Below are 24,246 nucleotides of genomic sequence, written 5' to 3'. Positions count from 1 at the left end.
TAACAAGAGGGGTACCGCGAGTTGAGCGCTTGCGCTATTCGCAACCGAAGTCGCAGTCAGCTCGCGAGTTGGGAAGCGCGGATGCGGCGGGGCGGCGAGGCTGACGCCCGGTCCGGGCACGTGTACCTCGTAGTGGGGGAGACCGGTCGTCCCGGCTTGTGGCTACTGTCTCGACAGGAGCCGGTGAATCCTCGCATTTGGCTTGTCTCGGGGGCGTCGCGCATGCGTGGCGCGGTTGGATCATGGGGGTCTGACGTGTCTCAAACGCGCGCGAAAGCCACGAACAAGCTCAGGGCAACGATCGGCCTTTTCGTGGCTGCGGCCGTGGCGATTACCGGGGCGATTCTTCCGACACCCGACGACGCGGCCCACGCCGACTCGTCGTCGCCGTCGGTCGTGCCCGCGGTGACGTGGGTCAGTGGCTTCATGACGGCCAGTGGTTGGACCTTCATTCCCGAAGATGGCGCGATCATCCAGCTCGGGACCTCCGACGCCGACGACTCTCGCCCCGACTACAGCTACGAAATCCACGTCGTCGACTCCGATAGCGCGATCGTCGTCGACTCCGTCACCGTGGCCGCCACCCGCAACGACGAGCCCTATGACGAAGACTCCTGGGCTGAGTGGATTCCGGCCGCGAACACGTTCACCGCGGGCGACAACTACTTCCTCACCGCGCGCGCAATCGTCGATGGGAGCGAAGGCCCGTGGTCGAGCGCGATCCGCATTCACATCAACGAGAACATCGATCCGCCCGACGTCGTCGCGCCCGCCAACGGGGCAATCTCCACGACCGCCCCCGAGCTGATCATTAACGTCAGCGACACCGACGCCTCCGCAGGCCTGGACGCCGCCTTCGAAGTCGAGCGCACCTACGAGGACGGGACCAGCCAGTACGCCGCAAGCTGGTGGGCCACCCTCGAACCGGGAGACACAGAGCTCAGCTTCTACCCTTCGTGGCTCGGCGTCGGCGCCTTCCGGTGGAGGGCGCTCACCTACACCGAGAACGTCTCCCAATGGACCGAATGGCACACGTACACGGTGAGCCGGGTCCCCGGAGAGCCGAACTACGTCAGCGCGAGTAGCGGCAAGAACTCCGCCACCGTCTCCTGGTTCTCGCCGCAGGATCCTCCCTATGCGCCGATCCAGAGCGCGACCGTCACCCTCGACCCCGGCGGGCTGACGCAGACCAGCCCCGTCAACGGGTCCGGCAGCATCACATTCGATGACCTCCCAATCGGCAGCTACACCGCGACCATCGCCTACACGAACGCCCTCGGAACCGGTCCTGCCCGCTCGCTCGCGATCGAGGTGCTCCCCACCGTCGCCGAAGCACCCGAGAACATCGCGGTCACCTTCAACGGCAGCGGGACCGACGCGACTGTCAGCTGGGACCCGCCAACCGACGATGGCGGGGCGCCCATCATCGACTACAGCGTCCGCTCCGACGACTACTGCACGTGGGACGGGCCCCTCACGAACCAGATCGAGACCTCGATCAACTACCCCGGGCTCACCGCAGGGTGCAGTTACGCCACCGTCGTCTGGGCCAACAACAGCGCCGGCGGAGGCAACGCCGCCTACATCAGCTTCGTCGCGTACGACGTTCCCGCCGCTCCCGAAGTCGCCACCGCTCGCCCTGGAGACGGCGAAGTCGACATCTACTGGACGCCCGCGTACGACAACGGCTCACCCGTCACCGAATACGAAGTCACCGCGACGCCGAGCAACATCACCAAGACCGTGCCCGCGACCAGCACGTGGACGACGCAGGGCGCCACCATCGACGGCCTTGCCAACGGCACGGAATACACCTTCACCGTCCGAGCAAAGAACGACGCCGGATGGGGAGCGGTCGCGACGACGGCGACCGCTACGCCCAGCGCCGGCGGCATCGACACCGACGGCGACGGGCTCTCCGACGCCGCAGAGCAGAGAGTCGGAACCGAGCCGACACTCGTCGACAGCGACAACGACGGACTGAGCGACGCCGAAGAGGTGCTGAATCTCTCCGGCCTCACCGACCCCCGCAATGACGACACCGACGGCGACGGAATCGGCGACGCCGATGAGGACTCCGACAACGACGGCGCGATCAACAGCGCCGAGTTCGCGGCGGGCACGAAACCGGCCGACCGAGACACCGACGGCGACGGCCTCCCCGACGGAGGCGAGATCGCTTCCGGGACCGACCCCCTCCTCGCGGACTCCGACGGTGATGGACTCTCCGACGGCGACGAGATCGCTCTAGGCACAAGCCCGCTGCTGGCCGACACCGACGGCAACGGGACCCTCGACGGCGACGAGGTCGGCACCTACACCCTCTCTGCAGCGCCGCTCGATCCCTACGCCGGGCCGAACCCCTCCGGGGACTTCACCGAGCTGACAGCAGTGGCCGAGGTCGACGCAAGCGGACGCGATGCGTCCACGCTCCGCGTCGAATCGACCCCGCCGGAGGACATCGCCGGCATCATCACCGCCACCGCCGCGATCACCACCGTCGAGACCGAGAACACTGACGACGATGCGGACCCGTCGGGTCCGGTCGCGCGGAGAGGCGTCGCTACCACCTCGATGCCGACTGCAGCCACGTCGCTCACTCTCGGCTACCCCGCCAGCTACGCCCAGGAACGTCTGGCGAGCCTCGCCCCGATCGTGTGGAACGACGCGACCGCCACTTGGGAGTTCACCAACAAGAACGTCTCCGTGTCGACTGCTGCGCACACCATCACCATCCACTCGCCCGAGCTCGGCCTGCGCTACGCAATCGTTGACATGGCCGAGTGGCGTGGGAACGCCAACCAGTGCCAGGCGGCACTCGATGGGCATCCCGCGATGGACGTCCAGATCATCCTCGACCAGACCTGGAGCGTCACCGACTCCGACCCGACCAACGAGCGACTCAACGCGGTCGACGAGATCCTCGACGCGTTGAAGCCTGGCGACCGCGCCTCGGTCCGCGAGGTCGGCCTGATCGGCGGCATCGCCCGCGGTGCCGGTGGCCAGTCCAGCTTCACCGGCCGGGCGATGGGCAACCACCCGCCGGACTGGAACTTCCTGATCCCATGGGCCCAGAGCACCGAACTTCTCCCGGTCTCGCAAGCCAAGGCGAAGGTCGACGAGTACCGATCCGCAAGCGGTCTCATCGACGAGTACTACTGGAGCGGCTGGTCGGAGCCGTCCTGGCTCGGGGAGTCTCTCTTCGGAGACGCGGACCAGAACACCTATGGTGACCCGGCATCTGCCGCAGCGGTCTGCCGCATCCACACCGTCGTGCTGGTCACCGACGGGAAGCTCGTCCCGCTGGCAGAGCTCAGCGACGAAGACGAAGACGCCTGGGGCAGCGACTACACCGTCTTCCGCGACCGCACCGACGCGCCGGTCCACGTCCTCGATGTCGGTTCCGACAACCCCGATGACGCCCTGTGGATGCAGGCGCTCGCTACCAACAGCGGCGGCACCTACTCCTACGTGCCCACCGCCGGCGACATCGCAAACTGGGTCGACGAAGTCACCCCGTTCGTCGACAACAGCGACGCCGACCCCAACGTCGACTCCGACGGCGACGGCCTGAACGACTGGATTGAAACCGTCGGCGTCGTCCCCGTCATGTCCGGCTTCGGCGCCACGAAGCTCGGACGCGTCACCAGCAACCCGAACAAGGCCGACACCGACGGCGACGGCCTCACCGATGGCGAGGAAGTCGGGCTGAAGGCAACCCAATCCGACCTTGCCGTTCCGACAACGTCCAAGACCGCCGGCTATTACGTCACCGCCAACCCCAAGAAGGTCGACAGCGACAGCGACGGCGCATCCGACTTCGACGAAGTCGACCTGGGCATGAACGCGCTTCAGCCGGACATGGACTACGACGGAGCCAACGACGGTCGCGAACTCACGTGGGGCTCGGACCCGCTGCGTACCGACTCGGACAGCGACGGCTACACCGACAACGTCGAGATCGACGGAATCGGCAACGGCTACGACCCCATCGTTTTCACCGATCGAGTCTCCGATATCGCGCTGCTGCAGGACATTTCCGTCGGATTCATCTGCGGCGAGTACTGCCCCAGCGATTCGCTTGGCTGGCTCATCGGCAATCTGATCAGTGGCTATCTGATCTTCGGCGACGTTCGCGACGCGGTCAGCTTCCTCGGCGAAGCCGACTTCCTGTCCGCTGGCTTGATCATCTTCGGTTTGATCCCCGCCGTCGGCGACATCGAAGCAACGGTCGTCAAGATCATCCGCTACATGGCCCGAGTCGCCTTCAAGCAGAAGCTCGCTGCCTATCGACTCGGCACAGCGATCCTCGGCAGCGGTTCCGCATTCCGGGCGGCGCCAGCGGCCGTCGGCAGGGCGTCAGTCTCCGCATCGGGAGCGCTGCCCTTCGGAGCTCGAATGCTCGACGGACTCGACAACGGGCTTCGGTCCAAGCTCGGCGCCGCTGGAATGACCAGCACTGAGTCGATGGCCCGCCTGGTGCAGAGCGTGGATCCCAAGTTGCTCAAGCGCTTCATCGATGAAGCCGAGCCGACCACGTTGCACCCGGGAGCCGAGCTGCCGAAGTTCATCCACGGAGACAACTTCAGGCTTCGGGGTGCTGCGGGTGAAGAGTATGCAGCTGGCGCGTTCAATGTGGCGTTGCCGGGCCGAGTCCGAACCCTCGTCAACCCACCTAGCTTCGTGCGGTATCGATACTACGATCTCCACGTGCCGCTGGCGAATGGCAAGACGATGTTCGTTGAGGTGAAGACGGGAACCCCAACGTTTGCGAGCGCGATCGCGCAGATCTACAAGGACAAACAGATGAAGGCTACGACTGGGAACCAGATCAAGTGGGTGTTCCTCGCGAGCAACGAGACCAATCGCATCGGGCCCTCGGAAATGATCCTGAACGCTCTCAATAAGGCCGGTATCCCGTTCGAGATTCATTGGCCGCGCACGTGAACTTTCGGGAACTCACTCGCGCCCAGGCCGAGTCTTACATTGCGAGCGTTCGCGAGCGCGAGCACGACTACCTCGTCGCGCTAGCGCACCAGCTGGATCGGACCGGCGGCCCCCTTGACACGATGGACGGCAGCGCGGCGAGCATCCTCCCGTTGACCGAGTGGTTTGCGGATCAGATTCAGAAGGGCCTGCCGGGAGTGCCTGCGGGCGCGATGTCCGCCCATGCCCGATTCTTCGGGGAACCCTTCACAGAGGTGCTGCGCGTGCAATACGCGTCGGATCGGGTCGTTCACTATCTGATGCAGGTGATCCGACTCGAATATCCGGACGCGCGCTGGGGCCTATGGCCGAAGCCGAAGGGCAGAGCCAAGTGGATGGATGAGAACGCGCCGACAATCCTCTACGACGGCAGCATCCCCTTCATCGCGGAGCAGGTCGTGCAGGGATGCGCCTACGACCTCTTCGTTGGAGACGGAATCGGACCGCCAAGACTGCGGGAGCTCTTCGGCTATCAGGTCATTCGCGATACTGGCCGCGAGTTCGTCGGCGCAGAAGAGTCGATCCTGGCTCCGCTACTTGCCGAGGATGAGAAGCCGTACGAAGACGAAGCTGTTCCTTCGTTCTTCTCAACCCTGAAATCAAAGGACTCGCCTGAACCCGAACCGCGTCGCGGAGTGAGCGTCGAAGTGCAGCTCGCGCCGGTCGGAGCTAACGAGCAACTCGATGAAATGAGCCCCCAGCTCGACCATCGGGCCGTGATTCCAATCCTGCGGTTCCTCGGCACGCTCTCCGCCGACACCGGCGCCCCCGTCGGAGACGAGATCCGCAACGGCGGCGAGTACGTCATCGGCGACGACCTCGTCGCGGTCACCGCCATTTCGGCAGGGGGGAGACTCCGCGGTCTCGTCATCGAGGCAGCCGAAGCGACCGGGCCCGAATGGGATGCGATCGAGACGGAGCTGACTCGCCTCGCCACGAAGACCGGATCCACACTGCGCGCCGAGCAGTGAGCTGCACGCCGGCGATCATGGGTCGTCTCCGGCATCCGGAAGAACCGTTCGGACGGGACGCGAGCGTCTGGCTAACGCGTCGATAGACGACTGGGCGCGCCGCGCCTCCACTGAGCTGGACCACACCCACACCCACACCCACAGCTGCAGATTGCGCCCCGACGCGAGACGTGTACGCACCGCACACGCTTGCGTCGAGGATGCGCATAGCGCCGCATCGAGGAGCACGACCTCCGCGCCAGCAAGCACGGTCACCGAAACGGGGCTCGCCCGAGGACAGGTCATGAGCGCATCCGCGCCCAATTTCAGGACCTCGCCGGGGAGCGAGACCGGTGGACGCTCGTCGATCCGTGCGTCCACCCGCGCGGGGTAGCGCTCGTCCGTTGCGGCCGAGATGTGCGTGTGGAGTTGATGCCAGCGTGCAACACAGTCGACCGCCCCACGAGTTCGGCTCCTGGCCGTTCGCCTGGACGCGAAATGGACACATTTCGCGCGAATCACGGTGCTTCGTCTGTGATCTCCATGGGGGTATCTCGCTGATAATCTCGGAGCTGCCGGCGCCGAAAGGCCGCGCGTTAGTCGCACACGGCTCACAATCGTGCTCGCACGATCCGCCACCGCCTAGCTACTTCGCCTCGACCGAACTATTGCTCGGTGGGGCCTCCTCGTCGTTCGCGCTGACTGCGCCCAGCCCGGTGGGCGCCTCGCGGGGCAGCGAAAGGGCGTGTGGACTGTCCAAACGTTCGGCGACAGCAGCGCCCTGATGTACCGGGGGCATCGCTCCCACTCCCGGGGAGGCATCGTGGGCGAGGTAGAGGTTCATCCTCGGCCCCCTAAAGAGGGATGTGGCAGGCCTTCCACTTGAATCTAACTTTGAATCACTTACGGTTAGGTGCCAAGCGGATGCGATTCCTCCCAACGATCGCGGCAGCCGTCGCGGTCGCTGCGATTCCGGCTCTCGTGGGGGCCACTCCTGCTCTGGCTGCGACCACCGTAGCTACCAGCGCGGCAGTTGTGGCACGCAACTCGACGACGGGCTATCTGGAATTTGAGGCGACGTCGGCCGCGTCGGGCTATCGAACGGTTGACGGCGACGGGTTCTGCTACGACGGCGGCACGTGCACGCTGATCCTGGAGGGGAGAACGCTGGGAGGCGCCGTCCGCGAACTCGATCAGTGGGCGATCTCTCCGCAGGCCAGCAATACCGCTCACAGCTTCGCTGGCGCAGTCGATGTCGAAAAGATCGACGCGGTGCGGACACTCGTCTACGGGCCCTGGGGTGCGAACAAGGCCGGCGATTGGGTCTCAGTTGAAGACGAGATGCCAGGCAGCAACGTGTCGGTAGCTGGCTCTCACCTGAGCCGTGATCCCATCACGGGGTATCTCACCTTCGAAGCGGATGTGTCCATTTTCGGGCATCAGCTTCCGGGCAGCGTGTGTGCGAACGGGTCGAGCTGCGGTGTCTCGTTGTCTGCGGTCCTCGCCGATGGCGAAGAAAAGTTCCTGGCCTGGCACGACGATATCCGCTCCACGCCGCCCTCGTACCCTCGTCAGCATCACTTCACCGGGACGACTGCCTCGCGCAAGGTGGTCGGGCTTGTAGCTCGAGTGCAAGGAGCAGGTACAACGCTCGAGTCCGCGACGTATTCGGTTCAGGATCCTTACGTCAGCCCCGCTGTGTCATTGGCTGGCATCTCTGCAGTTCGCACCGATCAGGGCTACGTCGACGTTCAAGGCACGATGGAGTACTCGGGCTATCGAGACCCCGGCGCTGTCTGCGAGCAGACGACCCAGTGTGAGGTCGCCGTCGTTGCTCAGCGCGACGACGGCACGCAACTTGCTATCGCTTCGTCCCCGATCCCGACGAACGGTGCCCCCCAGTACCCTCAGACGTTCTCGTTCCACGGCATAGTGCCGTCGATCCACGTGACTTCCATCACTGGCCTGGTCCGCTCTCCGGGGCGCGAACTGAGCTCACCCGGCTACGCAATCGAAGACCTCTATCCAATTCCGAAAGTCGCAGTCACAGCCGTATCCGCCACCTCCGACGGCACTCGCACCCTAGTCGAAACGGACGTCAGCGCAAGCTTCTACAACCTGCCCGACGCCGTCTGTCGAAATGCGTTCCTCTTTGGCTGCAACCTCCGCGTGATCGGCAAGACCGCGGATGGGGGCGAAACCACGGTCGGGTATCTCGAGACCCGCGAGTTCTTTCCAAACGGATCCGAGCCAGCGTTCCCCACGACAGTCAGCCTCCGCGCCATCGTGGACAGCAGCGCGATCACCTCGGTCCGCGCGGAAATAACTAGCGCCTACGGCACCCTCGGATCCCCCTCAATTCCGGTCCGGACAGTGCGCTCAGATACTTTCGCTGGTGGAGGGAATCCATCCGAGCGCGGGTGCCAATGCAGCCAGGCGGATCCTGTCAACACTCTGACGGGCGAGTTCTACCTGCCAGCCCTCGACCTGGACCTCCCGGGCGCGGGACCTGCGGTCGCGCTGCCCCGCACGTACACGGTCAGCTCGGCGGGCCGCGCGGGGTCCTTCGGGCACGGATGGGCTTCGGTGCTCGATGCGCGCGTCGAGGTGCTCCAGTCCGGAGCGACGCCGAACGCGCCGCCCCAGCTGGTCAAGGTGGTCCAGGAGAACGGATCCGCCAGTTACTTCAACTTCGAAGGCGGCGTGTACGCGGCGGGCCCGAGGTCGATTGCGAAGCTCGAGCGAACCGGCCCGGGCACCTGGATCTTGACCCGCAACCACCGCGACATCTTCCGCTTCGACGAAACCGGAGCGCTCTCTTCACATAGCGATCGCTCCGGCAACACCGTCACCTACCACCGCGACCCCAGCGGTCGGGCCACCTCGATCGAGGGCTCCGCTGGCCGGACCATCGATCTGACCTGGTCAGGAAGCCGGATCATCGAGGCCCAGGACTCCGCAGGCCGAACAGTTACCTACGTCTACAGCGGGTCCGACCTCACCACCGTCACCGGTGTCGATGGCAGCACCTGGGCCTACGGCTACGACACTCAGCACCGGATGATCACCCTGACCCGCCCGGGCGGCGGGATGACCACCAACGCCTACGACGGATCCGACCGAGTCACGTCCCAGATCGATCCGATCGGACGACGCACCAGTTTCGCCTACGCTGCGTCGTCGACGACGACAGGGCATCCAGACGGCTCATTCACTGTCGAGCGATACAGCAACGCTGTGATCGCCTCGATCACTGAAGCATTCGGAACCCCACTCCAACGCACGTCGACCTTCACCTACGACGACTCGGGCAATCTTCTCGCGGCCACCGACCCCCTCGGACGGAAGACGAGTTCGACCTACGACGTCGGCGGCAACGAGCTCACGAGCACGGATCCCCTCGGCCGTACAACGACACGCACCTTCGACTCCGAAGGCAACACGCTTACCGTCACCGATCCGCTCGGGCACGTCACCAGCTACGAGTACGGCACAAACTCCGCGCTGATAAAGTCGACTACGCCCGGTGGGCGAGAGCTGACATGGACCCACAACGACGATGGCACCGTCCGTGAGTCTATTGACGCCGGCGGCGGCGTCACCCGATTCACGTACACACCTGCAGGGCAGGTGAAATGCGTCACCGACCCCAGCGACCGCACCTCATGTAGCGTCTACGACGCCGCGGGCCGTCCCATCACCCGGACGGCTCCGGATGCGAGTACATCGACACAGACCTTCGACCCCGCCGGGCGCATCGTCACTAGCACCGACGCGAACGCCCACACGACCACGAATACCTACGACGCCGCTGGCAACCTCGCCACGGTGACGACACCGTCCGGTCGCCAGACCACGTTCACTTACGATGCTGCAGGGCAGCGTCTCAGTAGCACAGACGCCGCAGGGACCACGACGTATTCGTACAACGCCGCCGGTCAGATCGCGGCGACCAGCGACCCGCTCGGCCGCACAGCGACCTACGGCTACGACGTACTTGGCCGCGGGATTTTCAGCACGGATCCGCTCGGCAGAGTGAGCACGCGCACCTTCGACGCGGCCGACGCCATCCTGGGCACCACGAGCCCATCGGGCGCCACCACTGGTGCTACCTATGACGCTGCTGGCGAGCAACTCACAAGCACCGACCCGCTCGGCAAAGTCACCACCTTCGCGTATGACGCAGCAGGCAGGCAGATCAGCGCAACGGATCCGCTGGGCCGAACCACGACGACGACCTATTCCGTCGACGACGAAGTGACCGCGGTGACCGCCCCTGGTGGGAGTGCGGAGCAGTGGACCTACACGTTGCTCGGTCAAGTTGCCAGCTACACCAATGCCGACGGCAGGGTCACCACCTACAGCTACGACCCATCGGGCATGTTGACGGGCAAGACCGAGCCCGGCGGGCGCACGTCGACCGTCACCTACGACAGTGCCGCACGGATTCATCAGCTCACTCGCCCTGATTCGACGACAGTTTCGTACGCGTACGATCCCACCGGGCAACTGACCGCTCTCGACTATGCGGGCACCGCGTCCGACGTCTCGTATACCTACGACGCTGACGGAGCTCGCTCGAGCATGACCGATCGCACGGGCACGACGACGTACGCCTACGACACGGTCGGCCGGACATCGGCAGTCACTGACGGTAGCGGCGACACGATCAGCTACGGGTACGACGCCGCGAGCCGCCGGACGTCTCTCACCTACCCGGGATCGAAGACCGTGACCTACGGCTACGACCTCGCCGGTCAGATGACCACGGTCACCGACTGGAACGACCACACGACTCAGATCACCCGCAACCTCGACGGGCTGAGCACAGCACAAGCCCGCCCCAACGGCGTCGCGGACACCACCAGCTACGACCTCGCCGGCCAACCGCTCACCATCACCAGCTCCACCACCACAGCCACCCTCGCGTCCTACGGGTACACGTACGACGACGCGGGTCAGCTGTCCTCCGCAACGCGATCCGACCCTCTCACCGCCGGCGCCGCGACGCCGTACACCTACGACGGCCGAGGCCAACTCTCCGGCAATGGCGGCGCCAACATGTTGCAGACCACCGCGGCGGGATCAATCACCGCGGCAAGCGACGGCTCTACCCTGAACTACGGCTCCGCCGAGCAACTCCTCCAGTTGACCCAATCGAACACGGGGGGCGTCACCGAGTTCTCCTACGACGCGAATGGCGCCCGCATCGCACAAGCTCAGACTGGCACTGGAACTCCAGCCACCGCGACCTACGGCTGGAGCCAGTCCGGCTCCCTCGACCACTTCACCACGTCCTCGGGTGCCGTCGACTACGCCAGCGATGGCGACGGACTCCGCCAGACTCGAACGGAATCCGGCGCGACTGAACACTTCTTGTGGGACACCGCAGCGGGTCTCCCGCTGCTGCTCGACGATGGCGACCATTGGTACATCTACGGCACAGGCGTCACACCCCTCGCGCAAGTCGATAGAGCAACGGGGGAAACCGAGTATCTCCACGCTGACGCCCTCGGAAGCGTGCGCACCATCACCGACGAGGCCGGCGCCGCGGTCGGCGCGGCAAGCTTCGACGACCATGGCAACCGGACCGGGACATCGGGCGTGGCATCCGCTTTCGGGTTCACTGGCAATTGGACGGACGCGGTCACCGGGCTGATCTACCTCCGCGCACGGGACTACGACCCCGCCACCATGCAGTTTCTCCGTGTCGACCCCGCGGTGGACACCACCCATCAGCCGTACGCCTACGCCAGCAACAATCCGTTGCAGAACACCGACCACACCGGGCTCGACTTTTGGAACGACTTCGGCCAGAACGCACTCGCGTTCGGCGCCGGATTCCTCGACGACACCACGGGTGGGCTCTCCTCGATCATCCTCGGCGCCGTCGTCCCCGGATACGACTGCTTCGTTGCGGACCACCAGGGAGCGTTCACTGCTGGGCAGATCGCCTCGACGGTCGTCTCGGTCGCGATGATCGCCATCCCGGGTGTCGGACTCGCAGCCGCTGGCCTGCGGATGGCGGCAAAGGTAGGGGTCAAGGCTGTCGCGAAGACCGTCGTCGCCGCGGCCAAGCGAACCGTCACCACAGCGGCCTCCGGAGTGCGGAACGCGGCAATCACCGCGCGGTCCGGGCTCTCGTCCGCGGCGCGGACAACGTTATCCCGAGGTGGTGGTACTGATGTCGTGCCATATTCGCCCGAGTTCGCATCTCGCCAGCTGCTATCCCAAGGGGGCTCAGGTTTCGCGGTCACTCCGGGCGGCAGATCCGTGAGCGCGCATGCAGCCGATCGGATCGTTAGTGGTGCGGCCGGCCGGCCGGCGACCAATCTCTCGCGAGTAGACGAGATCCTCGACTCCCCGACTCGGATCCGATACATCGCGGATCGTCCAAAGGACGGCGAGATCCGTGCGAGCATTCGCGTCTACCAGGGACGGGAATGGGTGGCCGTGAACGCCACGACGTTGCCGCCACACATTGCCAGTGTCATGGTGGTCCGATGACCGTCCCCTTGGCTGTAATTGCTGCTGCGAAAGCAATGCTCAATGGCGACGACTCCATGGCTGCCGCCAAGGCGCTCGAAGACGCTCTCGTCGCCGCCTATTGGGAGAGCGACAACACCACATTCGAACGGGTCGAGGGTCTCATTGATGCGCTAGCCCTCTATGAGCCTGGAGGCAGGGCACCGTATATCGGGCTTGAGGAGCTGCACGAGGCCATCAACGTGGCCTTGCGGCGACTTGACGAGCTGTAGATGTTACTTGGCCACCCCAATGCCTCGTCAGAAGCCCCGCGGTCGTCCCAGGGCGGCGCGAGCGGCGTCTCTGCCCACATTCTGCCCACAACTCCAGGGCCCGGGGCCTGCTAGCAAATGATCACCAACCGATGCGTAGGCTGAATTTACTATGTAGGTTCTTATCGAGGCCCGGTGCTGCGGGGGTGCCGCGATAGTTCGAATCCCCCGCCCTCCGCCACGATGTTCCTGGTGGGCTCCGAGCTGGCATGCGAATGCTCTGGAAGGTGGTGTCGTGAGCCCGGACAACCGCAGTCTGCTTGTCGCGGGGCTGTTAGTCGCCCTCATCGGGCGGGCATGCGGTCACCCTAGACCCGGATTCGGGCGGGGCGGGGCGGGCGACGGTCGAGGTCAGCGCCGCCGCGGGCGACCCCCGGTGCGCTTCACGAGCACGCTCGGGTCGGCGCGGACGAGATCCGAGGCGAGCACCAGCTCGCGGAAGCCGTAGCTGCGGCCCGCCGGATATGGCAGGTCGAGCAGCTCATGGTGCTCGCCGGTCGCCAGGTCGGTGGCGAGCAGGATGAGGCGTCGCTCGCGCAGCTCGGCGGCGAGCAGCATGCCGTCGTCGATCCAGCCCGCGACGTGGATCTCGCGCGTCTCCGTGCGGGTCGAGAACAGCGGCGCCAGCGAGACACGGCGGCCGCTGCGACGATCCAGCAGATCGGGCACCTGATCGATGATCCATCGGGTCGGCCGCACCAGTAATCGGGTCCCGTCAGGGCTCCACGGGTCAGTGCTGGCGGCACCCGCCGATGGGTAGCGCTCCAGCACGGCGGCGGTCTCGAGGTCGATCACGCACAACTCGGGGTACTCGTGGGGGCGCGATGTGATCGAGAACGCTGCGGTGCGGCCATCGGGCGAGAACTGAACCGCGCGGCCGCCGACGGAGACCCAGCCGGAGAGCGTGACCTCCGTGCTGCGTCCGTCGGCGATCACGGTCACCCGGCGGCCGTTGTCGCCGGGATCAGACGTGCTGTCGACGCGCACGATGACGCCCGAAGGCGACGTGTAGGTATAGATCCCCTCGCGCGGGAGCACGCGAGCGTGGCGCTCGCCGGTCACGAGGTCGTCGGAGATCTCGCGGTGGGTGAAGTCGGGGTAGGCATCGTGTTCCTCGTGCAGGACCCGTCGCCCGTCGCGTGACAGCGGCTCGGAGGCCACGAAGTTCCAGGGCGGGCCCGCTTCCCGGTCGCGCTCGAGGTCGGCGAGGCGGAGGAAGCCGTCGTCGGGATGCCAGACCCAGACCGGCGGAACGCTCGATTCCAGCAGCATCCATGCCACTGGACCCGAAGGGCGGGCTCCCTTCGTCCGGGCTACCCGAGTCGGGGCGTCCGGCAGCCAGTCGCGCGACGGCGTCGACGCCGCGCCCGCGGCCGGAAGAGCCGCGGGGTCGTCGAGGGGCGCCGTCCGCTCGATCGGCGGCCCGAGCCGCAGCGAACCGAGGATGCCGTTGAGCACGTCGTCGTCATCCGGATCGTCGCCGGGGTTCAGCGGGTATCGCACCCACACCGCGTAGAGCTCTCCGGTGAGCGTCGCCAGCCACACCCACGCACGCTGATATCCGGCAGGCCACTCCGGCTTCGGTGTGAAGTGCGGGCCGAGGTGCAACACGGCGAAGTCCACGCCCGGCACCTCCAGCCGGTGGAAGCTGCCGCCGTCGGCGATCTGGCCGCGGGTGATGAGCGGTTTGCCGCGCAGGAAGTCGACGCCGCGCAAGTAGCGTGAGAACTCGGGCCAGGTGTCCCAGTCGACGGGTGCGCCGTCGGGTACGCGCCCCTTCACCTCGAAGATCTGCTGGTCGCGGATGCGGTCGGCGCCCGAGATGCGCGCCTGCCAGTCGGGCGGCACCGCGAAGTCGAGGTCGCCGAGTCGGCGCCGCAGCCATCCCGACGTGTCGACCTCGCGAGTGACACGAAGGGGGAATCGCGCGATCCCTTCGGCCAGATAGGCGGGATCGCGCGGCGCGGCCGACTCGGCGGCCGCGGCCGGCTTCTTCGCGCGCTTGTTCTCGGTCTTCCGGTTCGGTGGAACCGGGGCCACTGGCGACGCCGCGATGGCCTCCGCGATCGGGAGGTCCTGCTGCAGCGACGGCAGGCGACGCCGCACCGCTGCCATGAACTGCAGCTCGACGATCATGCCGTGATGCTCTTCGATGTCGTCCGGGCTCAGCGATTCGCGCACCCAGTCGTCGAGGTCTTCGCTGATGGCTGCGACGGTGCGCCCGGTGTCCTGCGGGAGTCGATGCTCGTAGCGCGCTTCGGGGCGCTCGCCGTAGTACGCCTCGAAGAACTTCTCGTTCTCGTCGACCAGCGCCTGCCCGATCACCGGCGCCGTCTCAGGCGAGAACCGGAACCTCTTGATCGTGCCGAGGTCGTCGATCGCCCAGGTGAGCGCGGGGCCGTGCTCGTCGAGCAGCTGCGCCGTCTGCAGGATCGAGCGGATGGCCTCATGGTCGAGGAGATGATGGCTCACGAGTCTGAGTCTCTGTCACGACCGTTCGGCCGGCCATTCCCCGATCGGGGGCGCGGTCGGGCCATCTGCGGTCGAATCAGGGCGGATGGCTACCGTAGAGCCGAACCCTGATACCGATCGCCGACGACCGGAGGACCCCCGTGCGCGACCTCGTCTACTTCATCGCCGCATCCATCGACGGGCTCATCGCCGACCCGACGGGCGACTTCTCGCGCTTCCCGGTCGACCCGGCGACGCTCGCCGTGCTGTTCGAGCGGTACCCGGAGACGTGCCCGACGCACGTGCGCGCCGCCCTGGGAATCACCGCCGAGCCGCGCCGCTTCGACACCGTGATCATGGGCAGCGGCACCTTCGCGCCCGGCCTGGATGCGGGACTCATCGGCGGTGCGTATCCGCACCTGCGGCAGGTGGTCGCCACGCATCGCGCGCTCGACCCGGCCGATGGCGTCGAGACGGTCGCCGGCGACAGCGCGTCCATCCTCGCGCGCGTCGCGGAGTTGAAGGCCGAGCCCGGCCGCGACATCTGGCTCGCCGGCGGCGGCGATCTGGCCGCCCAGCTGATGCCGCTGATCGACGAGGTGCAGGTCAAGGTGAACCCGCTCGTGCTCGGCGACGGCATCCCGCTGTTCGGGCGTCGGGGTGCCGCCGCGAGCGGCCCGAGCGCCAACCCGGCCGCGGACCTGGCCGCCGCATCCCTCGCGCGGGATCTGAGCCTGGTGAGCAGCGAGCCGTTGCCGGGCGGGGTCGTGCTGAACACGTACCGCTCGGCGGCATGACCTCGCCGCAGACGCTCTCGGAGGCCGAGCGGCGTGTGCTCGCGGGCTGGGCGGCGGACTGCGTCGAGCGCGTGCTGCCGCTGTTCGAGTCGGAGTCGCCGGACGATGCCCGGCCCCGGGACGCGGTCGATCGCGCTCGGGCGTACTCGGGCGGCGGCCTCGACACGGCCGAGGAGATCCGACGGCGGTTCCACGCGGGGCGCGCGGCGTCGGCGGTGAGCGCGCCGGCTGCCGTGGCGGCGGCGCGGGCCGCGGGGCAGCTCGCGGGGGTGCCGCACCTCGCGGCGCACGCGCTCGGCGCCGCCGCGTACGCGGTGCGGGCGGCACGACTCGCGGCGACGTCGAGTGCGCCGGCGGGCGCCAGCGCGGGCGCGGGAGCGCTCCCCGACCCGGATGCGGTGGCCGCCGCCGAGGTCGCGTGGCAGCTCGACCGGCTCACGCCCGAGGCTCGCGCCGCACTCGCGGCCCTCCCGCTCGTCGGCGAGCCGGACAGCGGTCCGCTCGGCCCGGGCCTGCTCGCCCGCGGCGACCTGGCCGCGACGATCCGCGCGATCCAGGCGGGCGTGCGCGGCTGACCCGCTCGACCCAGCGCCGCATCCACTGCCCTGACTACCGTCGGAGCATGCGCTCGATCCAGTACTCCCGCACCGGCGACTCGTCCGTCCTCCAGCTCGTCGAGCGCGACGAGCCGCACGCCGGGCCCGGTCAGGTGCGCGTGCGCATCGCGGTCAGCGGGGTCAACCCGACCGACTGGAAGCGCCGGGCCGCGCAGACGGGGCCGGCCGAGCTGGCGGAGCCGATCATCCCGAACCAGGATGGCGCGGGCGTGGTCGATGAGGTCGGCGACGGCGTGACGGGGCTCGCGGCGGGCGATCGCGTGTGGCTGTTCCTGGCCCAGCACGAGTCGCCCGACGGCACCGCGCAGGAGTTCGCCGTCGTCGAGGCGTGGAAGGCCGCGAAGCTGCCCGACGGGGTGAGCTTCGACGTGGGCGCGAGCCTCGGAGTGCCGGCGATGACGGCTCACCGGGCGCTGACCGTGCACGAAGACGGACCGCTGCGGCTCGCGCCGGGCGCGCTCGACGGGCGCACCGTGCTCGTCACCGGTGGTGCCGGCGCAGTCGGCCACGCCGCCATCCAGCTCGCCCGCTGGGCCGGCGCGACCGTCATCACGACGATCTCGAGCGACGCGAAAGGCGCTCTGGCCACGGCGGCGGGCGCGCACCACGCGGTCGACTACACGCAGGGCGATCCGGCGGCGGCGATCCGCGAGCTCGCGCCCGACGGGGTCGACATCGTGGTCGACGTCGACTTCATCCGCAACGTCGGGCTGATCGCGAAGGTCGTGTCGACGCGCGGCTCGGTCGCGATCTACGCGAACAGCGGCGCCGACATCGTGATGCCGATCCGCGACTGGATGGGCCTCAACGCGCGCCTGCAGTTCGTGCTGCTCTACACGGTCGGCGACGAGGCGCTGCGCGCCGGGGTCGAGGATGTCACTGCCGCGGCCGCCGCCGGAGCCCTCGAGGTCGGCGACGCGACCGGCCTGCCCCTGACCCGCTTCGCCCTCGACGACACCGCCGCCGCGCACGACGCGGTCGAGGGCGGGATCGTCGGCAAGGTGCTGATCGACGTCGCCGAGGTCTGAGTCGGCCCAGGTCTGAGCCGCCCGAGGTCTGAGCCCGCCGACCCCGCCCCTGGTCGAGGTCGGACCCTCGCGCTAGCGTCGCCGGCATGGAGATCCAGTTCATCGCCGGGTACGGCCCGATCGGCCCCGACCCCGTGGCGACTCGACGGTTCTGGGGCGACACCCTCGGGCTCGAGTTCGACGAGATCGCGCCCGACTACCTCCACGCGCGTGCGCTCGACGGCGCCAAGGTCTTCGGGCTGTGGCCCTTGTCTCAGGCAGCGGAGGCGACCTTCGGCTCGACCGAGTGGCCCGACGACCTCCCGGTGCCGCAGTCGTGGATCGAGTTCGAGCTGGGATCGCCGGAGGAGGTCGCCTCCGGCGCCGCCGAGCTCGCGGACAAGGGGCAGCGCATCCTGGTCGGGTCGAAGGTCGAGCCGTGGGGTCAGTCGACGGCGCGACTGCTGAGCCCGGAGGGGATCCTGGTCGGGCTCTCGTACCTGCCGTCGTTCCACGACGACGCGGAGGGCTGACTCTGCGCTATCAGGGATCTGCCAGGCGCCGGCGCGTGACGAATCGGCCGCGGGGGCCGTCTCATCGGCGAGAGCGCCCGACCGGGGCGTGCCGATGAGAGGACACATCATGGCCCTGAGCGACGACATCAAGAACACCGCCCAGAAGATCGGCGGGCAGGCCAAGGAGGCCGTGGGCGCGGCGACCGGCAACGACCGGCTGAAGGCGGAGGGCCAGGTCGATCAGGCGTCGGCCGGCGCCAAGAAGGTCGTCTCCGACGTGAAGGACAAGCTCACCGGCAAGAACTGACCGGTGCCGCCGCGCTACGCCTGCGCGATCGCGACCATCGCCGCGACGCGCTCGCGCAGCCGCACGGCGAGATCATCGGTCGAGGTCGCCGCGGCGTCGTGCATCGACTCGAAGAGCCCCGCGAACACGAGCGCGACCGCGAGGCGGCCGTCGCGCTCGCCCAGCCGCTCGATGGCCGCGTCGCTGATCGCGGTGCGCAGCAGCGACATCCAGTGGTGGATGGCCGGAGCGATCTCGGGGCGTCGGCGCGCGAGCTCCTTCGTGCGCAGCGGATCGGGCGGCAGGTCGATCATCGACGCCAGCAGATCGCAGACGTCGCCGACCGCGCCCGGCTCGCCGTGTCGGGCGGCGAAGCGCTCGAGCGCGGCGGCCGGCATCGACGGCTCGCGCACGCCGAGCGCGGCCTCGGCCTTCGAGGCGAAGTAGTTGAAGAAGGTGCGCGGCGAGACCTCGGCCTGCTCGCAGATCTCCTCGATCGTGACGCCGTCGACACCGCGCTCGAGGATGAGCGAGCGCGCCGACTCGTGGATCGCGAGCCAGGTGCGCTGCTTCTTGCGTTCGCGCAGCGAGACCTCCTCGCCCGTCAGGTCGAGCGACCCCGTGAGAGGGCCGGTGGCTGTAGAGGCCTCGCCGCGCATCCGGATCACCGCCGCACGACGTCGATCGAACCGGTCATCGGGGCGACCAGCGACCCCGACTCGTTGGCGGCCAGCACGGCCTCCTGCTCCAGCTCCTCGGTCGCCTCGCGGTGACGGTCGGCGCGCTCCTGCAGCGCCGAGCGCTGACGCAGCGGCGGCACCTTGAAGAACCAGGTGAGCAGGAAGGCCAGCACGATCACGCCGAAGCCGACCCAGAACACGATCACGGCGGAGTCGTTGAAGCCGCTGAGGAACGGGCGGGTCAGGCGCGGGTCGGCGCCGTTGAGGAACGAGGTGTCGCTCGAGCTCGACGAGGAGTCGCTCGACGAGTCGGCATCCGCGATCTTGTCGGCGAGCTTCGGCGCGAGCTGGTCGACCCAGTAGGCGCGCTGGTCGTCATCGGCCCAGTCGACGGCGAGCTCGCCGTCGATGACCGAGGCGTGCGCCTTCGTCGCGGCCGCCTCGAGGGCGGGCTGCGCGGCCGCGGCGGGCACGCTTGCGAGCACCTGCTGGGTGGCCTGGTCGAGGCCCTCCTGCACCTGCTGCTTCACCGGGGAGACGATCGGCGTCCAGATCTGCTTCATGACGCCGGCGTTCTGCTTCGCGCCCGCGACGGCGGGGTCGAGAGCCGCGCCGAGCGACGTGGTCAGCTGCTTCTCGTCGCCCATCGAGCTGGCGATGTTCGTCGGCAGCGCCGAGAACAGCACCGACAGCAGCACGGCCACGCCGAGCGTGCCGCCGATCTGGCGGAAGAACGTCGCCGAGCTCGTCGCCACGCCCATGTCGCGCGGCTCGACCGAGCCCTGCGCGGCGAAGGTCAGCGTCTGCATCAGCTGGCCGAGGCCCAGGCCGATGACGAACATCGCGATCAGCAGGAACCACAGCGGGCGGTCGATCGTCATGGACGTCAGCAGGATGTAGCCCACCGCCGTGAACGCGGTGCCGATGATCGGGAAGGCGCGGTACTTGCCGACGCGGGAGATGATCTGGCCCGACGCGATCGAGGCGACCATGAGTCCGAGCACCAGCGGGAGCGTCGCGAAGCCGGCGGCCGTCGGGTCGAGGCCGATGACGATCTGCAGGTAGAGCGGCAGGGTCAGCATCGCGCCGAACATGGCGAAGCCGACGAGGAAGCCGAGCAGCGCGGCCATCGAGAACGTGCCCGAGCGGAACAGCTTGATCGGCAGGATCGCGTCGTCGCCCATCCGGGTCTCGATGATCACGAAGGCCACCAGACCGAGCGCGCCGATCACGTAGCAGGCGATCGAGCCGACGGAGCCCCAGCCCCAGGTGCGGCCCTGCTCGGCGACGAGCAGCAGCGGCACCAGGCCGACGATGATCGCGGCGGCGCCCCACCAGTCGATGCGCGGGCCGTGGGCGCGGTCGTGCACCTTCGGCAGGTGCAGGAAGCGGATGACCATGCCGAGGGCGATGAGGCCGATCGGGATGTTGATCAGCAGCACCCAGCGCCAGCCGGTGATGAAGAGGATCTCGTCGCTGCCGGCGAGGAGCCCGCCGAGCAGCGGCCCGATGACCGAGGCGACGCCGAACACGGCGAGGAAGTAGCCCTGGTACTTGGCGCGCTCGCGCGGGGCGAGGATGTCGCCGAGGATCGCGAGCGGCAGCGACATGAGGGCGCCGGCGCCGATGCCCTGGATCGCGCGGAAGCCGGCGAGCATGAGCATCGAGGTCGAGAACGCCGAGAGCAGGGCGCCGAGGATGAAGACGCTGATGCCGAAGATGAACAGCGGGCGGCGGCCGAAGATGTCGCTGAGCTTGCCGTAGATCGGCGTCGCGATCGTGCTGGTGATCAGGTAGGCGGTCGTGACCCAGGCCTGCTGGTCGAGGCCGTGCAGGTCGTCGCCGATCGTGCGGATGGCGGTGCCGAACACGGTTTGGCCGAGCGAGGAGAGGAACATGCCCGCGAGCAGGCCGTAGATCACGAACATGATCTCGCGGTGGCTCATCAGGGGCGATCCGCCGTCGCCGGTGGTCGCGCCGGTGCCGGCGGGTGCGGAGGCGACCGAGGAGGTGGCCGATGACATGGGGATCCTTCGTGAGTGCGGATGCCGCGACGGGTGGGCGTCGGGCCGGATGGTGGACGTGACGCCGACGCTGGCATCGAATTGCATGAACTGCAAATTTTTAGACGGTGCAAGATTATTCCCGACGCGCGAGATCCGCAACTCGTCGCCGACTCGATCCGAACCGTCTCAAGGAGTCGCTGTCACGGGAGTGGCGGATGTTGCTCACGCGCCACTGGAGTCACAGCAACTCCTTGAGACGGCTCTGCTTCGCGGCGCGGACTCGCTCGCGGGCGGCTCGCGGGCGGTTTCAGGCGGGGGAGGCGGCGGTCACGCGGAGGCGCGGCGGCGGAGGGCGGTCGCGGTGAAGATCGCCAGCGCGACCAGCACGATGCCGATCGTGATCGACATGGCGGCCCAGCCGAGCTGCTGGAAGACGAGGCCGAGCGCCCATCCGCCGACGCCCGATCCCAGGTAGAAGGCGATGTTGTAGAGCGCGCTCGCCTGGGCGCGGTGATCGTGGGTGGCGCGGTGCCCGGTGGCGGCGACGGCCGCCGCGTGCGCCAGGAACTGCCCGCCGGTGAACAGGATGAGTCCGGCCACGATGACCGGGACGCTGTCGATCGCCATGATCCCGAGCCCCGCCAGCAGCGCGGCGAGACCGACGAGGATGACGCGCTCGGCGCCGACGCGCGGCAGCCAGCGCCCGGCGAGGCGCGAGGTGATCGTGCCGGCGCCGTAGGCCAGGAACAGCAGCGACACCCAGCCCGGGTCGAGGTGGAACGGGGCCGCCTCGAGCCGGAAGGCGAGGAAGTTGTAGACGGCGACGAAGCATCCGGTGAGCAGCAGCGCCTGCAGGTCGAGCCGCAGCAGCGGCGCGCGCAGGGCCCGGTGGATGCGCTGCCGCTGGGTGAGCCGCCCGGTCACGGTCGAGGGGGTGGATGCGGCGGCCGCTTCGGCCGCGACGGGCTCGGCCGTCAGCGGTCGGGTGACCGGCGGCACGGCCGGCGAGGTCGGCGCGAGCAGGATGAAGACCAGCGCGGCCGCGAGGCTCACGGCGCCCACGACCAGCAGGGCCCCGCGCCAGCCGAGCGGCTCGCCCAGCGGGCCGGCGAGCAGACGGCCTGCGGCGCCGCCGATCGTCGTGCCCGAGATGTAGACGGCCGCCGCCGCGGCCGCGCGCCGGGCCGTGAGGTTCTCGTGCACGTAGGCGACCGCGAGCACGGGAACGGCGCCGAGCACGGCGCCGCTGAGGAAGCGGAGCGCGACGAGCGTGCCGAGGTCGGGCACGAGGCACGCGACGCCGCCGAGGATCACGGCGGCGAGCACGGCGATGCGCATCGAGCGCAGGCGGCCGATGCGGTCGGCGATGGAGGCCCAGCCGAGCACGCCGACTGCGAGACCCGTCGTCGCGGCCGAGACGGTGAGCGCGGCATCCGCTGGGGTGACGCTCAGCGATCGTGCCAGCTCGGGCAGCACGCCCTGCACGGCGTACAGCTCGGCGAAGGTCGCGATGCCGGCGGCGAGCAGGGCGAGCATCATGCGCCGGTAGCGGCGACGCTCGGCGGGGGACTGGCCGGCGGAGGGCGACCCCGCTGCGGAGTCGCCGGCGCCGCCCAAGGGCAGGGAGCCGGTCGCCGATCCGAGAGTCACGTCGCCACGGTAGCCACGCGCTCGGCGCATGACTAATGCGAATCGGTGCGCGAACCATACGATGAGCGCATGGATGCTCGCGAGGTGCGCACCCTGCTCGGCGACGTGCAGGTGCTCGTCGAGCTGGCCCGCACCGGAACCGTGACCGGCGCCGCCGACGAGCTCGGCATCCCGCAGCCCTCGGCGAGCCGGGCGATCGCCCGCCTGGCCGAGCGCGTCGGAACGCCGCTCACCGCCCGCGCCGGCCGCGGCGTCGAGCTCACCGAGGCGGGTCGGGCGCTCGCCGATGCCGGGGCGGATGCGCTCGAGACGCTGCACGACGGCCTCGCCGCGGCCCGCACCGCCGCCGAGCCGGCCGATGCGCTCGTCGCCGTCGCCTACCAGACCGCTCTCGGCGAGAGCTTCCTGCCGCGGGCGCTCGCCCGGCACCGTCAGCGTCGCCCGGGCGTTCGGTTCCGGCTCGTGCACGGCGCGCGCACGGGCTGCCTGGATGCGGTGCGCTCGGGTTCGGTCGACGTCGCCGTCGTGGCCGATCCGCTGCACGAGCCGGGTCTGCGCACCGAGGCGCTCTACAGCGAGCCGCTGTTCCTCGTGGTCGCGCGCGCGCATCCGCTCGCCGCTCTCGGCCGCCCGGCGCGCCCCGAGGATTTCGCGGGGGAGGAGCTGATCGCCCTCGGCCGCGGCTTCGGACTGCACGACTCGATCCGGCGCATCGCGGGCGAGCGCGCCGCGACGGGAGCGTTCGAGGTCGACGACTACCGCATCGCGCGCGGTCTGGCGGCGGCCGGCGCGGGCGTGACGATCCTGCCCGCGGGCTCGCCCGGCGACGACGACGCGGTCGAGGTGCCGATCGCGCATCCGGCGGCTCGTCGCGTGATCGGCGCCGTCACCGCGGTCGACGCGAGCGCGGCGACCGACGATCTCGTGCAGTCGCTGCAGGCGGTCGCGCGCTACCGGTGGAGACTGGGCGCATGACCGATCCGATCGTCGTCATGGGCGTGAGCGGCTCGGGCAAGAGCACGGTGGGCGCGGGGCTCGCCGCCGCGCTCGGGGTGGCCTTCGTCGACGGAGATGCGCTGCATCCGCCCGCGAACATCGCCAAGATGGCGGCCGGCATCCCGCTCGACGACGCCGACCGCGCGCCGTGGCTGGATGCGGTGGGCGCGACGCTCGCGCACGGCGCCGTGCCCGATGGGATCGTCGTGGCGTGCTCGGCGCTGCGCCGCGTCTATCGCGACCGGCTGCGGCAGCTCGCGCCGTCGACGCTGTTCCTGTCGCTGCAGGGCACGCGCGATCTTCTGGCGCAGCGCATCGGCGGGCGGCAGGGGCACTTCATGCCCGCGGCGCTGCTCGACTCGCAGCTGGCGGTGTTCGAGCCGCCGCAGCCCGACGAGCGGGCGATCGTGATCGACGTGTCGGTGCCGGTGGAGGAGATCGTGCGCGAGGCGCTGCTCAGGCTCCGGTGAGCTTCGGGCCGATCTAGGATCACGGACACCGACATCGA

Annotated in this window: 15 protein-coding genes; 11 read left to right on the top strand and 4 right to left on the bottom strand. The window is 68.6% G+C overall.

The window, feature by feature from the left end; translation table 11 throughout:
- Positions 1-312 precede the first annotated feature (312 nt).
- From FJ658_RS00840 to FJ658_RS00825, 4 genes are all read left to right on the top strand, one after another.
- A complete protein-coding gene (locus FJ658_RS00840; protein ID WP_181408270.1) occupies positions 313-4,947 on the top strand; it encodes a fibronectin type III domain-containing protein in 4,635 nt (1,544 codons plus the stop codon).
- On the top strand, positions 4,944-5,957 hold the full coding sequence (locus FJ658_RS00835; RefSeq protein ID WP_181408269.1) for a hypothetical protein: 1,014 nt from the start codon (positions 4,944-4,946) through the stop codon (positions 5,955-5,957). The genes FJ658_RS00840 and FJ658_RS00835 overlap by 4 nt, the downstream gene beginning before the upstream one ends.
- 1,014 nt (positions 5,958-6,971) lie before the next feature.
- Entirely contained in the window at positions 6,972-12,443 is a 5,472-nt protein-coding gene (locus tag FJ658_RS00830) for an RHS repeat-associated core domain-containing protein (RefSeq protein WP_181408268.1), read from the top strand.
- On the top strand, positions 12,440-12,694 hold the full coding sequence (locus FJ658_RS00825) for a hypothetical protein (protein ID WP_141143484.1): 255 nt from the start codon (positions 12,440-12,442) through the stop codon (positions 12,692-12,694). The genes FJ658_RS00830 and FJ658_RS00825 overlap by 4 nt, the downstream gene beginning before the upstream one ends.
- A 390-nt stretch (positions 12,695-13,084) precedes the next feature.
- On the opposite strand, the gene FJ658_RS00820 is transcribed toward FJ658_RS00825, so the two are convergent.
- Entirely contained in the window at positions 13,085-15,205 is a 2,121-nt protein-coding gene (locus FJ658_RS00820) for a hypothetical protein (protein ID WP_141143483.1), read from the bottom strand.
- 140 nt (positions 15,206-15,345) lie between these two features.
- Between FJ658_RS00820 and FJ658_RS00815 the strand changes: the two genes are divergently transcribed.
- From FJ658_RS00815 to FJ658_RS00795, 5 genes are all read left to right on the top strand, one after another.
- Positions 15,346-15,981, top strand: coding sequence for a dihydrofolate reductase family protein (locus tag FJ658_RS00815; protein ID WP_141143482.1), 636 nt, complete (start codon positions 15,346-15,348; stop codon positions 15,979-15,981).
- Positions 15,978-16,556: a putative immunity protein gene (locus FJ658_RS00810; protein WP_141143481.1), complete on the top strand. Its 579-nt coding sequence runs from the start codon at positions 15,978-15,980 to the stop codon at positions 16,554-16,556. Before FJ658_RS00815 ends, FJ658_RS00810 begins: the two co-directional genes overlap by 4 nt.
- A gap of 47 nt (positions 16,557-16,603) precedes the next feature.
- Positions 16,604-17,626, top strand: coding sequence for an NADPH:quinone reductase (locus FJ658_RS00805; protein ID WP_141143480.1), 1,023 nt, complete (start codon positions 16,604-16,606; stop codon positions 17,624-17,626).
- An 86-nt stretch (positions 17,627-17,712) separates the two neighbouring features.
- A complete protein-coding gene (locus tag FJ658_RS00800) occupies positions 17,713-18,138 on the top strand; it encodes a glyoxalase (protein ID WP_141143479.1) in 426 nt (141 codons plus the stop codon).
- Positions 18,139-18,247: 109 nt separating this feature from the next.
- Positions 18,248-18,427, top strand: coding sequence for a CsbD family protein (locus tag FJ658_RS00795; protein ID WP_141143478.1), 180 nt, complete (start codon positions 18,248-18,250; stop codon positions 18,425-18,427).
- Positions 18,428-18,441: 14 nt separating this feature from the next.
- Here FJ658_RS00795 and FJ658_RS00790 read toward each other — a convergent pair whose 3' ends face one another.
- From FJ658_RS00790 to FJ658_RS00780, 3 genes are all read right to left on the bottom strand, one after another.
- The gene (locus tag FJ658_RS00790; RefSeq protein ID WP_141143477.1) at positions 18,442-19,065 is read right to left on the bottom strand and encodes a TetR/AcrR family transcriptional regulator; all 624 of its coding nucleotides are present in this window, start codon (positions 19,063-19,065) and stop codon (positions 18,442-18,444) included.
- 5 nt (positions 19,066-19,070) lie between these two features.
- Entirely contained in the window at positions 19,071-21,110 is a 2,040-nt protein-coding gene (locus FJ658_RS00785) for an MDR family MFS transporter (RefSeq protein ID WP_141143476.1), read from the bottom strand.
- A 309-nt stretch (positions 21,111-21,419) separates the two neighbouring features.
- Complete coding sequence (locus FJ658_RS00780; RefSeq protein ID WP_255447479.1) at positions 21,420-22,742, bottom strand: MFS transporter; 1,323 nt, start codon at positions 22,740-22,742, stop codon at positions 21,420-21,422.
- A 69-nt stretch (positions 22,743-22,811) separates the two neighbouring features.
- Here FJ658_RS00780 and FJ658_RS00775 point away from each other — a divergent pair, with 69 nt between their 5' ends.
- Both FJ658_RS00775 and FJ658_RS00770 read left to right on the top strand, forming a co-directional pair.
- Positions 22,812-23,717, top strand: a complete 906-nt coding sequence (locus FJ658_RS00775; RefSeq protein WP_141143474.1) for a LysR family transcriptional regulator — start codon at positions 22,812-22,814, stop codon at positions 23,715-23,717.
- A complete protein-coding gene (locus tag FJ658_RS00770; RefSeq protein ID WP_141143473.1) occupies positions 23,714-24,208 on the top strand; it encodes a gluconokinase in 495 nt (164 codons plus the stop codon). The genes FJ658_RS00775 and FJ658_RS00770 overlap by 4 nt, the downstream gene beginning before the upstream one ends.
- The last annotated feature ends 38 nt before the right edge of the window (positions 24,209-24,246 follow it).

The sequence above is a fragment of the Schumannella sp. 10F1B-5-1 genome, from assembly GCF_006517535.1.
In the GTDB taxonomy this organism is placed as follows: domain Bacteria; phylum Actinomycetota; class Actinomycetes; order Actinomycetales; family Microbacteriaceae; genus Schumannella.
The sequence above is the reverse complement of the archived record's forward strand: the minus strand, read 5'-3'. Positions and strand labels throughout refer to the sequence as shown.